This window comes from Salinicoccus kekensis (genome assembly GCF_900220995.1).
GTDB classification, from domain to species: Bacteria; Bacillota; Bacilli; order Staphylococcales; family Salinicoccaceae; genus Lacicoccus; species Lacicoccus kekensis.
On record NZ_OBQF01000002.1, the window covers coordinates 155108 to 168088 of the forward strand.

The following is a 12981-nucleotide window of genomic DNA, read 5'->3' on the forward strand; positions in this document are numbered from 1 at the left end:
CTAATGAACAAAGTGACTTTTAAACTTGATTTTTTATAATAAAATACCCTCTGAAATATATATTTCAGAGGGTATTATTGTGGGTTTGAGAGTCTGTTGCGACTTAGGATTTATAAACTTTCCTGTTAAGTTCTACGACATCATCATGCGTCGCATCAGCCGGGAAGTTTTCAATCACTTTGTCCCTGAGCAGAGGTGCTCTCTCTTTATCTGCCTTTTCCAATGCTTCAGTCAGCTCTTCTTTTGTCAGCTCCGTGCAGTATGCAGGCGTCCCCGGCTGCTGTCTCCAGGATTCCTCCAGACTGCCGCTGTCCACCGTATCGAAGCCGAGTTCATCCACCAGATCCATGACAATCTTCTTCTGCGACAGATCATCACCAGCCACCGTCATGGCAATACGGTCCTCTGCCCCTTCCGGTTTTCCTTTGGATTCCAAAGTATGGGCGACCATATTGCTGAATGCCTTGATGATTGGGCGCCCGAGCTGTTCTGCAACCCAGATGCTCTCCACCTTCCCCTGCTCAAGTTCGGTGATCTCACCGTCACGGAAAGGATAATAATTGGATGTATCAATGACTATGATGTCTTCATCGGCATTATTTACGATTCCCCGAATATCCGGAATCACATGGAGTGGGAGTGAAATGATCAGTACATCAATATCTGTGGTGACATCCTCCACTTCCACAGCCGTCCCCGCAAAATCTTTACCTTCCAGACGCTGTATATTACGGACATCCGCAATTTTCACATCATGACCCTTTTCAACTAATTTTTTAGAAATATTGGACCCAATCGGTCCTGCACCCATTATTCCAAACTTCATTTCTGTTCCTCCTGATAATCTTTTACCTTGTCGATGTTGCGCCGCCGTCAATGACGAATTCACTGCCTGTGGCAAACTTCGATTCATCGGAAGCCAGGAACACCACCATATATGCGAGATCTTCAGGCTCACCTGTATGCGGTGGCAGCGGGAAGTTCGCTTTTACGGTTTCCTTCAGTTCCGGGTATTCCTCGAATGATTTCTCAACCATAGGCGTATTGATCACACCCGGGTGTACGGAATTCACACGGATCTTATCTTCCGCCAATATTTTTGCAGCGTGCTTGGTCATTGACCGCACTGCGCCTTTCGAAGCACTGTATGCCACATCATGACCGTCAGGCGCACCACCGACGATGCCCCCAATCGACGACATATTGATGATCGATCCCCTACCATTTTCTGCATCTCGGGTATGACCGTCTGCATGCCGAGGAATACACTGGTCGCATTGATTGTAAGAACTTTATTCCACTCATCCAATGTCGCTTCTTTGACATTTTTCCCAATCTGAATGGCGGCATTATTCACCAGTACGTCGACCTTGCCGTATTTTTCAACAGCTTCATCGACGACATTTTTCCATTCCTCAGATGAAGAAACATCCACCTTTACAGCAATCGCATCACCGCCATGAGCTTTGATGCCCTCCACGCCTTCCTGAAGAAGTTCATCCTGAATATCCGCAGCGACAACTTTGGCACCCTCTTTGGCAAACACCTGGGCCATCGTCAGGCCCATGCCGCCTGCCGCACCTGTAATGATTGCAACTTTTCCATCTAATCTCGCCATTTCATTTCCTCCATTATATGAGATTTTTTGAATACTCTATATACCTTCGCTTAAATCACTTATTTATAGTGGCTCTTGCACCATCCACCACATAGTCCGATCCACTGACATAGCTTGCTTTATCAGAAGCTAAAAATACAATGACTTCGGAAACTTCTTCCGGCTGTGCAAAACGCTGCATTGGAAGCAGGTTTTGAGACACATCATCAATTTGTTCCTTAGTGAGTGTGGCTTCCGCCATTGGTGTGAGTATCGCTCCCGGAAGAACGGCATTCACCCTGATATTTTTATCCGCAAATTCATATGCTGCCTGTTTCGTGAGTCCTCTGATCGCAAATTTTGATGCCGTATAAGCCGGGTTGACTGTAATGTCATGCCTCAATCCCGCAAGTGAAGATATGTTTATGATGGAGCCTTCATTCTTTTCGATCATCGTCGGCAGAACTGCCCTCATGCCATAGAATATGCCATTCTGGTTAATGTCGATTATCTTTTTATACAAGTCCTCTTCTATATCCAGAAGTCCGGTAATTGCACCTGCAAGTCCTGCATTATTCACCAATATATCAATGGTTCCAAACGCTTCTTTAGCCTCTTGTACCACTCTCTCCCAGCTGTCCGGATCTGTAACATCCAACTCGGCAAAGACAGCCTGATCGCCGCCGATTTCTTTTGCCACTCTTTCTCCGTTTTCCGCATCAAGATCCCCGATTACAACTTTCGCACCTTCTTCAGCAAGTTTTCTGGAATGAAACTCTCCCATGCCTTTCGCTCCGCCGGTGATTATCGCTACTTTGCCGTCTAATAGTCCCATTATTATTCCTCCTGTATACTGTGATGCATTTGATGGAAACTTTGATAATGCTTTCATATATAATGATAGTTATTATCAATCACACCCTCAATAAGCAGGGGTGATGGATGTGTTGAGCACTCGACAAACAGAGCCGCTTTGTTTACCATATATGTGTATAAACGGAGGAAAACCGATTGGAGCTGAATGATATAAATCGACAGATGAAAAAGAAGCAATTGACAGAACAGTTGCTGAAAAGCGCTTTTGTAGATCTTATTCTGGAAAACGACGGTGCCGATGCCATCACTGTCAGCGAAATCACCGACAGGGCCGATTTCAACAGGGGCACTTTCTATATCCATTACCAGAATAAATCAGATTTACTGGAAGCATTATATGAGGATGCCATCGGAGGTATACACCAGTCCATCAGGCAGCCGTACAAAGATATGGATAAAGTTCTTGTGGATGGGGTCATCCCTTCCAATGAACTTATATTTGAATATATTGAAGCGAACAAAAAATTGTTTAAAGCCCTGGATCTTATTGAAGGTGATCAGGATATCTACAGACGCCTTGAGTCCTTCTTATGGAATCTGTTCAGTAAAGAGATTTATGTAGAGCGTGAATCGGACACCGGGGAAACCGAATACGAACTTTTCCTCAGCTTCCAGCTGCACGCTACTGTCGGCGTTCTAAAATACTGGATCAAAAGTGACTTCATATTTTCAACAGAAGTCATGAATGAACAATTGACCTCATTTTATACCGATAAAGTGATTGCCTTGCATTTTAATGGTCACAACCTTGATGAAGATCAGCAGAAATGAAAATGGACGACACTCATCAGAATGGTGTCGTCCGTTTCTTATTATTGAGGATTTTGTGTTTTTGAATGCCTCTACCCCGCTCTCGTCGTAAAGTCGACGAGAGCTTTTATTCCTGTCCTGATGCTTTTCTCAGAAAATATGATTTCCGGGCTGTGGAGTGAATAGCCGCTTTCCTCCACGTCTTCCATGCGTGTGCCGATGCGGAATGCTGCACCGACATATTCGTCCAGATAGAAGGAGAAGTCTTCCGATCCCATGGATGGTTCCTTCAGTTTGTGATAGACGGATTCATCCTCACCTGCGTTGACGAATTCCTCCACGACTTCAGGGGTGTTGATGAGTGGCGGGCAGTAGTTCTTAAATTCGATTTCATAATCCGCCCCGACCATGGCAGTGACTTCTTTAATGTACTTCTCCATGATTTCCCGTGCGTCCTTGATGGATTCCTCGGAGAAGCTCCTCATCGTTCCGCCGAATGTACATACGTCGGGGATTACGTTATTCCTTTCACCGGCGTGGATCTGCCCGATCGTCATGACGAGGGGCGTTGCCGGGTTGTTGTACCTCGATACGATTGCCTGGATAAAGTGGATGATGTCCGCAGCCAGATACACCGGGTCCGCCGTCTTATGCGGGTGTGCGGCGTGTCCGCCTTTTGCCTTCAGCTTGACGTTGAAGCTCTGGGCACCGGCACAGAACTGCTCATCCCTGTAACCGACGAGTCCTTCATTCAAGTTCGGCCACGTGTGGTACATGACGATTTTATCGACGGGCACTTCCAGGCGCTTCAGTTCTTCCTTGATGTATTTGGCACCTTTCAGTATCTCTTCCGCCGGCTGGAATATGAAGACGATATTGTATTTAAGATCGTCATATAATTCATCGATGACTTTGGCGAAGCCGTAAAGGATGCTTGAATGGATATCATGTCCGCATGCATGCATCCTGCCGTCGATTTCAGATTTGAATTCAAGGTCCGTCTCCTCTTCGATCGGCAGCGCATCGATGTCCGCCCTCACGCCGACATATTCATAATCCGGGTCCTTTTCCAGCACGCCGATTGCACCGGTATCCTCACTCAACTCGTAAAATTTTATTTTCGTATCCTCAAGTCCGTTCACTATCATATCAGTCGTCTCGAATTCCTTGAAGCTCAGTTCCGGCTTTTTATGCAGCCGTCTTCTGAAGTTGACGATATGATCAAGATGCTTATCGATCACTTCTTCTTTTACAGACATGTTTTCAATCCTTTCCTTACTATGCGATTTATTGAAATGATGTCGTCTAGTATTACTGTAACCGATTGAGCATATGTTAAACCTTGAAATTCCCACCGGAGCGTCGTTCATTGATGATTTACAGGGGTTTTTGGAATATAATGAAAGATAAGAGGAGCTGATAAGAATGAGTAACCATGATTTCAAGCAAACCGTTTACGTCGACCAGTTCACCGATGGCACACTCGACCCGAATATTGAAATGTCTTATCATGTCAAAAACAACGGCACGATCGTCGCCAATACGGCACCGGGCTGTTGGGGTCCGATGATCACCCCGGAATTGAAAGGCGGCCATGAGGTCACCCGGCCGGTCTATGTCGAAGGGGCTGAAGTCGGTGATGCGATCGCGATCAAGATCAACTCGATCCGCGTGACATCCATCGCGACCGCTTCCGGACATGACCGTCCGATGGAAGGCAGATTCACGGGCGACCCGTTCGTCGCAGGCATATGTCCGAACTGCGGAGCTAAAAACCCGAAGACCGTCATTAAAGGAATCGGCCAGGGTGCCGTCCGGTGCGCGGAATGTGATGAAGATGTCACGCCGTTCACTTTCACCAATGCCTATACGATGGCCTTCAACAAGGAGCGGTCGCTCGGCATCGCCCTGAACCGGGAAGCGGCGGAACGGATCGCGCATAAATCGAAGGATTACATGTGCACGCCGGAAAATTCCATCCAGAACCCGGTCGTCACATTCGCCCCGCACGATATCGTCGGTGCGGTCGCCCGGGTCATCCCGTTTCTCGGCCAGCTCGGCACGACGCCTGCTAGCCCTTTCCCGGACTCCCATAATGCCGGGGACTTCGGGCAGTTCCTGCTCGATGCGCCGCATGACTATGTGAAGACCGTCGAAGAACTTGAAGATCGGACGGATGGCCATATGGACATCAACAGGGTACGTGAAGGCACGGTCCTGATCTGCCCGGTCAAAGTCCCGGGCGGCGGCGTCTACCTCGGTGATATGCACGCCATGCAGGGGAACGGTGAAATCGCGGGGCATACGACCGATGTCGCCGGTGTCGTCGATCTCAGCGTGAGCGTCATCAAAGATTTGAAGGTCGAGGGGCCGATACTTCTGCCGTTGAAGGAAGATCTGCCCGCGGTCGCAAAACCGTATACGGAGGAGGAAATGGAAAAAGCCCAGATGCTCGCTGAACAATGGGGCGTCGAGCGGATCGAGGAATCTTATCCGCTGTCCTTCATCGGCACCGGTGCGACATTGAACGATGCCACCCAGAATGGGCTTGAGCGCGCAGCGAAACTGTTGGATATAGAAGTGCCGGAAGTGATGAACCGCGCGACGATCACCGGCTCGATCGACATTGGCCGGAATCCGGGCGTCGTCACCGTGACTTTCCTTGTGCCGAAGGAGATGCTCCGGAGGATCAGGCTCGATCAGCTGACGAAGCGGCATTATGCTTAAGTCATCAGACGGATGGATTTCCCCTTTGTGGGATTTCCATCCGTTTTTCTTATTGAATAAAGGACACTTCTGATGGCGAGAGCGGCTCCATTCGGAATCCGGACTCAGATCCAGACGGCGCTCACCCGCCACCGCAGGCTGTCAGGAAATCAGCGGAGAAAACGGATGGAGGCGGAGAAGTCTTTGCCTCCGTCTGATTTTTAGTAAGCTATCCGGACGGCACCTGGGAACTCTTTGCGTCTGTCCTATTACACAGGAGATATCCGGACGGAAGCCGCGGGTTCTTTATTCCCATCACGTTTCCGCAAAAAAATCCGGACAGGGGACCCTGTCCGGATTTCATCACTATATTATTCGTCGAATGCGTTCAGTGCGTTGACACCGTGTGCCATCGCGGAGCCTGCTTTCAGTGCTGCGCCGACGAGGATCGCTTCCGCCATCTCCTCTTTTGTCACATCAAGCTTCTTCGCATTGGCGGTATGTATCTCGATGCAGTACGGGCATCCCGTGACGTGCGCCACCGCAACGGCGATGAGCTCTTTATCCTTCCCGGAGATCTTGCCGGGCTTCACCGCTTCTTTATCGAGCTGTGCAAATGCCCTGAATGCGTCCGGTGCGAGTTTTGCGAACTCACCGAGGCGGTCGATGTTGGACTTCTCATACAAGTCGCCGTCGTTGTTGCCGTCGTAGGCCTGGAGTGCGTTCACGCCGTGTGCCATCGCAGAGCCCGCCTTCAGGCCGGTCGCCACCATGACCGCTTCAGCGATCTCCTCTTTTGATACATTCAGTTCTTTTGCCGCATTGACATGGATGTCGATGCAGTACGGGCATCCTGTGACGTGTGCCACCGCAACTGCGATCAGTTCCTTCGTCCGTCTCGGAATCACGCCGTCAGCGACCGCTGCCTTGTCAAATGCTGCGAAGCTTTTGAACGCATCGGGTGCGAGTTTTGCGAATTCCGATAACCTTTTGATGTTGCCTTTTTCATATAAACTTTCCTGTGTCATGTTAGTGCCTCCTGTAATTCCATCATTTAATTTTCAGAATATAAAAACATCCCTAAAGGATATGATATCCAAAGGGATGTCCGGACACAACCGGAAAGGCTCGGGGCCTCCGGTGTTATTTATCTTTGACCAGCTTCTTCGCGGTCTTCACTTTCTTCTTGTCGAGTTCGAGCTGCTTGTCGATATTATGCGCATAGTACATGTTGTTCTCCATCATGTAGTCGGCAATTCTTCCATGCTGGTCGATCGCCTGCTTCAGCTGGCGCTTCAGCACATCCCTGACTTCGGGGGATGCCGTTTCAGTGAGTGCCACGGCATACGTGCGCACCGCCGCCTTCGCCGTCACGAGCAGCTCAGTTGCGATGATCTGGTCTTTATTTTCTCCTGATTTATCGAGTTCTTTAATCAAGTCCATCTATACTGCCCCTTCCTTAAGGTAAAAGTTCCTGAATTTCTTTGATCGCTTTTTTCGAATTCCTCGCATCTTTGCGGATGATCTGCTTCAAGTCCTCGTCTTTGGCGATTTCTTCCATCATGTTCGCTTTAAGGTATGCCGCCTGCTTCACCGTCAGCACCTCATGCAGCTCAAGTGTCTCATGGACTGCAAGGTCCGGTTTTTTCGCGGTTTCGGTCTTTTTCTTATTCGATTTCTTAGCCATTCCTTTTCCCCTTTCAAATATTCTGGATTGCTCTATAAACAGCTTCCCCGAAACGGCACAAAATAAACAACTGAATTGCGCTTCCCCCGAAACTTTATTCCGGGCAGGAAAATCTGCCTGTGTTAAAATAAAACCGATGGAATATCGAAGGGGGTGCTTCCATGAAGAAAAAGAAGATACAGAAGACGAATGCGATGCGGCAGCTCGAAAATCACGGCATCGGCTACAATGTCCATCAATATGCGTGGAATGATGATAATGAAAAAGCCCAGAATGATGCAGATGAGACCGGCATGCCGTTCCATAAAATCTATAAGACCATGGTCGCAACCGGCAGCAATACCGGGGAAATCGTCGCCTGCATACCGTCAGGGACCAAGCTTGATTTGAAGAAGCTCGCTGAAGTGAGCGGGAACAAGAAAGTGGATATGCTCGACATTGATGCGCTTGAGAAGACGACCGGATACGTCCGCGGCGGCTGTTCACCGGTCGGGATGAAGAAATCCTTCCCGACTTTTCTGGCCTCATCTGCGGCAGACCTTGATACGATCGTCGTATCCGCAGGCAAAAGGGGCATGCAGGTGGAAGTGACACCGGATGATCTCATCAGGATCACGGAAGGTGAGTATGCCGACATCACTTAGGACATGAAAAAGCCGGACAAAATTTGTCCGGCTTTTGTATTCAAATTATATTCTGTCTCTGTCAGTTCTGTCTCTACGGTTCACTTCATCACGGTTACGGGTTTCGCGGTCCGTGTTGGTCGTCTCTTCAATATCGACTTCCTCATGGCGGACATCTTCAGAGATGTGCTCCGTATCCTGGACTTTATTCTTACGGACGACGACTTCTTCGTCGACCACATTTTCCTTCTCGACGTTCACGCGCTCTTCGGATACAGGGATGTGGATGGAATCATTGTCTTCAATCCGCTCATCCATGGAACCGGTTCTCCGCTCGCCTTCGACAGGACGTCTTTCAATCGTCACTTCATCACGCTCGACCGGTACATCAATTTCCTGATGCTCTGTTTCCACATGCTTATCCACATGGACTTCGCCGGTTTTCACGTTTTCCTTATCCACTCTCAGACGTTCTTCCCTGAGCTCAATCCGCTCTTCATCGGAAAGTCTGTTCCACTCATCATCCGTCACACCGAAATTATCATGTTTACGTCTTTCTTCATCAGTAATAAATTTATCGTTTCTCATTCTCTCATCCTCCGTTATATTATTATCGTCATAGCTGTAGTTGTCATCACGGACAGGTTCATCGATGCCGTAATCGGCACCTCTTTCATTCAAAGGATCTTCCCTGTGCGTTTCCGGTACGAACTGTTCGCTCTTGCCCGGTGCGGCGTCTTCCGTCACTGTACGGTTGTCGAAGTTATCCTGACGCCTTGCATCTTCAGCAGGAGGCACAGCACCCGGTGCAGCGTCATCCTTTTCGAAAGAACCGTCATTGCCTGCATAATAGGCGTCATCCGTCGTACGGTTGTTGACATACAGCAGCAGTTCGCCCCTGTCCAGTGCATTCATGAACGTATTCTCTTCATCTTTTGTGAGGCCGAGGTCATCCATCACCCGGTCCTCCGGCTGATCATCGCTGAACCATGATGCGATCTTATCCCATGCACTGCCGTCGGCGGAACGGTAGTTCACGCCCGTATCATTCAATGCATCGGTCGTAGTGCCTTCGTTGCCCACGACGGTCATCATGTCTTCAGTGACACCATCCGCCCTAAGCTGCTCTATCCTTCTCAGCAGTTCTTCTTCAGTTGCAAATGTTTCTATCTTCCGCATGATAAATACCTCCATTTTGATGATTATAAATTTCAGACTCAAATTTTTAATTCATATTCATGTTTTCATCATTAAACAACAGCGAATGTCTTTCGCATGTAGTTCATATTTACCCATGAAACAGCTTTATAAACACATGCTCTGAAAAATAAAAATCATGGATGCCCGTTATTTCAACAGTGTTTAAGGGTACTGTATGTAATATACATAGACAATGGAGGGGTGTTGTTTATAATGAAGGGAAAAAAGAGTTCGGTGTCTGCGAGACGCAAAATCATGACCTCCGGGGTGCTGATCGGGATCGGTGTAATGGCGCTGGTTGATGAAATCATTTTTCACCAGCTGCTCCAGTGGCATCATTTCTTCGACTTCGATACGACCCAGTTCGGGATCTTCTCAGACGGCCTGTTGAATTCATTCGCTCTGTTCGCCATCGTCGCAGGGATATTTTTATTTGCCCATGTGGTCAGAATCCATACTTACTCCACCGTCAGGTGGGCTGCCGGGCTGTTTTTGGGGATGGGTGCCTTCCAGCTTTTTGACGGGATCGTGAGTCATAAGGTGCTGCGCATCCACCAGATCCGTTACAACGTGGATCTGCTGCCTTATGATATCGCATGGATTTCATCAGCCATCCTGCTGCTCGCAATCGGTGGATTCCTGTGGTACAGGGTCAGGAAGAATGACCCCGCGGTTCAGGGGGATTAAAAGATGCACGATCATTTCCATGCGATACAGGATGCTGTCGTCGTCACGGCCGTTATCCTGACCCTCGGCTACCTGATGGCGATGCGCGTCTCGAACCGCAAATTCGGAAGATGGCCGGTGAGACGGCCGTTTTTATGGATCTTAGGGCTCGTCACCGCCGCCAGCGCCTTCGTCGGGCCGCTCGGTGATGCTGCGCATGAAAACTTCATCGCCCATATGTACGGCCATCTGCTGCTCGGGATGCTTGCGCCGATATTCCTCGTCTACAGTAAACCGATGACCCTGCTTCTGCGGGCGCTGCCGACCGAGGATGCGCGGATTGTCAGCCGCGTGCTGAACAGCGCCTACGGCAGATTCATCACCAATCCGTTCACCGCATCCGTTTTGAACATCGGCGGACTGTTCCTGATTTATATGACGGACTTATATGTGTGGATGCATGAAAGCATGATTCTTTTCATCATCGTCCACCTGCATGTGTTCCTTGCGGGATACTTATTCACCATCAGCATCATCTATGTGGACATCACTTCACACAGACATGCCTACTGGTACAGGGCGGTCGCACTCGTGGCGGCACTCGGCTTCCATAAGGCACTGTCGAAGCTGATCTACCAGAGCCCGCCGCCGGGCGTCCCGACCGGCGAAGGCCGGACAGGCGCCATGGTGATGTATTACGGCGGAGACGTGGTGGATTTGGTATTGATCATCATCCTCTGCTACCACTGGTATAAGAAGGAGACCCCGGAACGTGGATCTGAAACTGGCGCTGAAATGGCAAAAACCTGAACGGAATCCGTTCAGGTTTTTTGTTGGGGGGAGATATTTATTATATTGAGTGGCCCATCACATGCTCGTGCGCTCCGCGAACATGCGCTGGAAGTCTATCACGTTCTCGTGCACCCCGCGAGCATGTGCTGGAATCAACAACTGCTTCTCGATATCTGCCGAAATCCGCAACACCCTTCCCCTCATATCCACTTTATGGTATTATTACATTGACGTTATCTGAAAATTTGGAATTCAGTAAGATGTAGCCGGCAGTCACGACGATTGAATCATTAAAACTATCTTAAGGAGTGTTTTTTATGAAATCTTTCCTCAGACGTCTCAGCATGATTGCAGGGGTGGCGCTGCTCACGGCCGTCACTTTATCCCAGTTTGCGGCCGCTTCATCCTTCCAGCCGGATTACGGGACGGAAAACAATACGGCGACCGGCAGTGACGGCATGATTGTTTCCGCCCACCCGCTCGCCTCCCAGGTCGGGCTTGATGTTCTGGAGTCCGGCGGTAATGCGGTGGATGCCGCAATCGCCATGCAGTACGCGTTGACGGTGACCGAGCCTATGATGTCGGGCATCGGCGGCGGCGGTTTCATGATGGTGTATGATGCAGCGACGAAGGAAACGACGATCATCAACAGCCGTGAGCGTGCACCGGGAGGTGCCGATCCGGAAATGTTCCTCGGTGATGACGGAGAACCGATGGATTTTGAAGACCGTGTAATCCACGGCAACTCGGTCGGTGTCCCGGGCACTGCAGCGGGACTTGAGACCAGCCACAACATGTGGGGGACGATCGCCATGCATGACCTGATCGCCCCGGCGATTGCGCTTGCCGAAGAAGGTTTCCCGATTGATGACTTCCTCGCGGGTGAAATAGAGACACATGCGGAGAAACTCGAAAGGAGTGCCGCAAGCGAAGTGTTCTTCAGTGAGGGCAACCCACTTGCTGAAGGTGACATGCTCGTCCAGCCGGATCTTGCGCATACATTAAGAATGATCAGCGAGCAGGGAACCGATGTCTTCTACAACGGTGAAATCGCAGAAGCGGTTGCCGACACCGTACAGGAATTTGGCGGTACGCTTGCCGTGGAGGACATGCAGAAGTATGATGTCACAATAGATGAGCCTGTTTGGGGACAGTATAAAGATTACGACATCGCAACGATGCCGCCGCCAAGTTCAGGCGGGGTCTTCCTCCTTCAGATGCTCGGCATCCTTGACGGCTTCGACTTATCACAGTACGACATCAAGTCGGTCGAGAAATATCATTTGCTCGCTGAAACGATGCATCTCGCTTATGCGGACCGTGCAGAATATGCAGGCGACCCTGAGTTCGTCGATGTGCCGGTGGAAGGTCTGCTCCATCCGGATTATATTGAAGAAAGACGCAACCTCATCAGCCTTGATTCCGTAATTGAAAATCCTGAAGCGGGAGATGTCATGCCTTACCAGGAAGACTTCGAAAGACAGGGTGCGGTCGCCCAGCCGGGTGACAGGGTGGACGGCCAGACGACCCACTACTCCGTCGTCGATTCATACGGCAACGTCGTATCTTACACGACCACCATCGAGCAGGTCTTCGGATCGGGCATCATGGTGCCGGAATACGGCTTCCTGTTGAACAACGAACTGACCGACTTTGACGCAGAGCCGGGCGGTGCAAACGAAGTTCAGCCGAATAAACGCCCGCTCAGCAGCATGACGCCGACGATCGTCTTCAATGACGGCCAGCCGGTGCTCACAGTCGGATCACCGGGCGGTCAGACGATCATCACTTCCGTGCTTCAGACGATACTGAACACATATGAGTATGACCTGCCTCTCGAAGATGCACTGAACGAACCTAGGATATTCACGAACAACCCGGACAACTACCTCCATGAGGAAGGCATCCCTGAAGACGTGATTTCACAGTTGAACGATATGGGCCACGGCTTCACTGACGAGCCGGCACCGATCGGCAACGTGAGCAGCATCATGTACGATCCTGACGAAGGCATCTACACAGGCTCTACAGATGAAAACAGGAACGGCGCATCATTCGGACTCGAACTTGAGTAATTCCAGTAA

Annotated in this window: 13 protein-coding genes and 1 pseudogene; 6 read left to right on the forward strand and 8 right to left on the reverse strand. The window is 49.8% G+C overall.

Features of this window, described 5'->3' with window-relative positions:
- Positions 1 to 103: 103 nt before the first annotated feature.
- The 3 genes and pseudogenes from CRN96_RS05505 to CRN96_RS05515 all read right to left on the reverse strand — a co-directional run bounded on the left by CRN96_RS05505 (position 104) and on the right by CRN96_RS05515 (position 2432).
- On the reverse strand, positions 104 to 826 hold the full coding sequence (locus CRN96_RS05505; protein WP_097039961.1) for an NADPH-dependent F420 reductase: 723 nt from the start codon (positions 824 to 826) through the stop codon (positions 104 to 106).
- 22 nt (positions 827 to 848) lie between these two features.
- Positions 849 to 1618, reverse strand: a pseudogene (locus tag CRN96_RS05510) (SDR family NAD(P)-dependent oxidoreductase).
- Positions 1619 to 1673: 55 nt separating this feature from the next.
- The gene (locus CRN96_RS05515; RefSeq protein ID WP_097039963.1) at positions 1674 to 2432 is read right to left on the reverse strand and encodes an SDR family NAD(P)-dependent oxidoreductase; all 759 of its coding nucleotides are present in this window, start codon (positions 2430 to 2432) and stop codon (positions 1674 to 1676) included.
- 176 nt (positions 2433 to 2608) lie between these two features.
- Between CRN96_RS05515 and CRN96_RS05520 the strand changes: the two genes are divergently transcribed.
- Positions 2609 to 3244, forward strand: a complete 636-nt coding sequence (locus CRN96_RS05520; protein WP_097039965.1) for a TetR/AcrR family transcriptional regulator — start codon at positions 2609 to 2611, stop codon at positions 3242 to 3244.
- Between the two features lie 71 nt (positions 3245 to 3315).
- Here CRN96_RS05520 and CRN96_RS05525 read toward each other — a convergent pair whose 3' ends face one another.
- Entirely contained in the window at positions 3316 to 4482 is a 1167-nt protein-coding gene (locus CRN96_RS05525; RefSeq protein WP_179647120.1) for a M20 metallopeptidase family protein, read from the reverse strand.
- 166 nt (positions 4483 to 4648) lie between these two features.
- Here CRN96_RS05525 and CRN96_RS05530 point away from each other — a divergent pair, with 166 nt between their 5' ends.
- Positions 4649 to 5950, forward strand: coding sequence for an acetamidase/formamidase family protein (locus CRN96_RS05530; RefSeq protein ID WP_097039969.1), 1302 nt, complete (start codon positions 4649 to 4651; stop codon positions 5948 to 5950).
- 350 nt (positions 5951 to 6300) lie between these two features.
- Here CRN96_RS05530 and CRN96_RS05535 read toward each other — a convergent pair whose 3' ends face one another.
- The 3 genes from CRN96_RS05535 to CRN96_RS05545 all read right to left on the reverse strand — a co-directional run bounded on the left by CRN96_RS05535 (position 6301) and on the right by CRN96_RS05545 (position 7616).
- Positions 6301 to 6957 carry a carboxymuconolactone decarboxylase family protein gene (locus tag CRN96_RS05535; RefSeq protein WP_097039971.1) on the reverse strand — a complete coding sequence of 219 codons (657 nt, stop codon included), beginning with the start codon at positions 6955 to 6957 and terminating at the stop codon, positions 6301 to 6303.
- Between the two features lie 115 nt (positions 6958 to 7072).
- Positions 7073 to 7372 carry a spore coat protein gene (locus tag CRN96_RS05540; RefSeq protein WP_097039972.1) on the reverse strand — a complete coding sequence of 100 codons (300 nt, stop codon included), beginning with the start codon at positions 7370 to 7372 and terminating at the stop codon, positions 7073 to 7075.
- Positions 7373 to 7388: 16 nt separating this feature from the next.
- A complete protein-coding gene (locus CRN96_RS05545) occupies positions 7389 to 7616 on the reverse strand; it encodes a hypothetical protein (protein WP_097039974.1) in 228 nt (75 codons plus the stop codon).
- 161 nt (positions 7617 to 7777) lie between these two features.
- Here CRN96_RS05545 and ybaK point away from each other — a divergent pair, with 161 nt between their 5' ends.
- Complete coding sequence (gene ybaK, locus CRN96_RS05550; RefSeq protein WP_097039975.1) at positions 7778 to 8260, forward strand: Cys-tRNA(Pro) deacylase; 483 nt, start codon at positions 7778 to 7780, stop codon at positions 8258 to 8260.
- 45 nt (positions 8261 to 8305) lie between these two features.
- Here the strand turns inward: ybaK and CRN96_RS05555 are convergent, their stop codons facing one another.
- Positions 8306 to 9418 (reverse strand): YsnF/AvaK domain-containing protein, encoded by a 1113-nt coding sequence (locus tag CRN96_RS05555; protein WP_179647121.1) that lies wholly within the window; start codon positions 9416 to 9418, stop codon positions 8306 to 8308.
- A gap of 234 nt (positions 9419 to 9652) precedes the next feature.
- Here CRN96_RS05555 and CRN96_RS05560 point away from each other — a divergent pair, with 234 nt between their 5' ends.
- The 3 genes from CRN96_RS05560 to ggt all read left to right on the forward strand — a co-directional run bounded on the left by CRN96_RS05560 (position 9653) and on the right by ggt (position 12972).
- On the forward strand, positions 9653 to 10126 hold the full coding sequence (locus tag CRN96_RS05560; protein ID WP_097039979.1) for a DUF2243 domain-containing protein: 474 nt from the start codon (positions 9653 to 9655) through the stop codon (positions 10124 to 10126).
- 3 nt (positions 10127 to 10129) lie between these two features.
- The gene (locus CRN96_RS05565; protein WP_097039981.1) at positions 10130 to 10915 is read left to right on the forward strand and encodes a cytochrome c oxidase assembly protein; all 786 of its coding nucleotides are present in this window, start codon (positions 10130 to 10132) and stop codon (positions 10913 to 10915) included.
- A gap of 299 nt (positions 10916 to 11214) precedes the next feature.
- Entirely contained in the window at positions 11215 to 12972 is a 1758-nt protein-coding gene (gene ggt, locus CRN96_RS05570) for a gamma-glutamyltransferase (protein ID WP_097039983.1), read from the forward strand.
- Positions 12973 to 12981 lie beyond the last annotated feature (9 nt).

What these genes read in the sequence shown, in the direction of transcription:
- CRN96_RS05560 (WP_097039979.1), top strand. Translation starts at nt 9,653, where the DNA reads ATGAAGGGAAAAAAGAGTTCGGTGTCTGCGAGACGCAAAATCATGACC.
- CRN96_RS05530 (WP_097039969.1), top strand. Translation starts at nt 4,649, where the DNA reads ATGAGTAACCATGATTTCAAGCAAACCGTTTACGTCGACCAGTTCACC.
- CRN96_RS05525 (WP_179647120.1), bottom strand. Translation starts at nt 4,482, where the DNA reads ATGTCTGTAAAAGAAGAAGTGATCGATAAGCATCTTGATCATATCGTC.
- ybaK (WP_097039975.1), top strand. Translation starts at nt 7,778, where the DNA reads ATGAAGAAAAAGAAGATACAGAAGACGAATGCGATGCGGCAGCTCGAA.
- CRN96_RS05535 (WP_097039971.1), bottom strand. Translation starts at nt 6,957, where the DNA reads ATGACACAGGAAAGTTTATATGAAAAAGGCAACATCAAAAGGTTATCG.
- CRN96_RS05565 (WP_097039981.1), top strand. Translation starts at nt 10,130, where the DNA reads ATGCACGATCATTTCCATGCGATACAGGATGCTGTCGTCGTCACGGCC.
- ggt (WP_097039983.1), top strand. Translation starts at nt 11,215, where the DNA reads ATGAAATCTTTCCTCAGACGTCTCAGCATGATTGCAGGGGTGGCGCTG.
- CRN96_RS05545 (WP_097039974.1), bottom strand. Translation starts at nt 7,616, where the DNA reads ATGGCTAAGAAATCGAATAAGAAAAAGACCGAAACCGCGAAAAAACCG.
- CRN96_RS05505 (WP_097039961.1), bottom strand. Translation starts at nt 826, where the DNA reads ATGAAGTTTGGAATAATGGGTGCAGGACCGATTGGGTCCAATATTTCT.
- CRN96_RS05555 (WP_179647121.1), bottom strand. Translation starts at nt 9,418, where the DNA reads ATGCGGAAGATAGAAACATTTGCAACTGAAGAAGAACTGCTGAGAAGG.
- CRN96_RS05515 (WP_097039963.1), bottom strand. Translation starts at nt 2,432, where the DNA reads ATGGGACTATTAGACGGCAAAGTAGCGATAATCACCGGCGGAGCGAAA.
- CRN96_RS05540 (WP_097039972.1), bottom strand. Translation starts at nt 7,372, where the DNA reads ATGGACTTGATTAAAGAACTCGATAAATCAGGAGAAAATAAAGACCAG.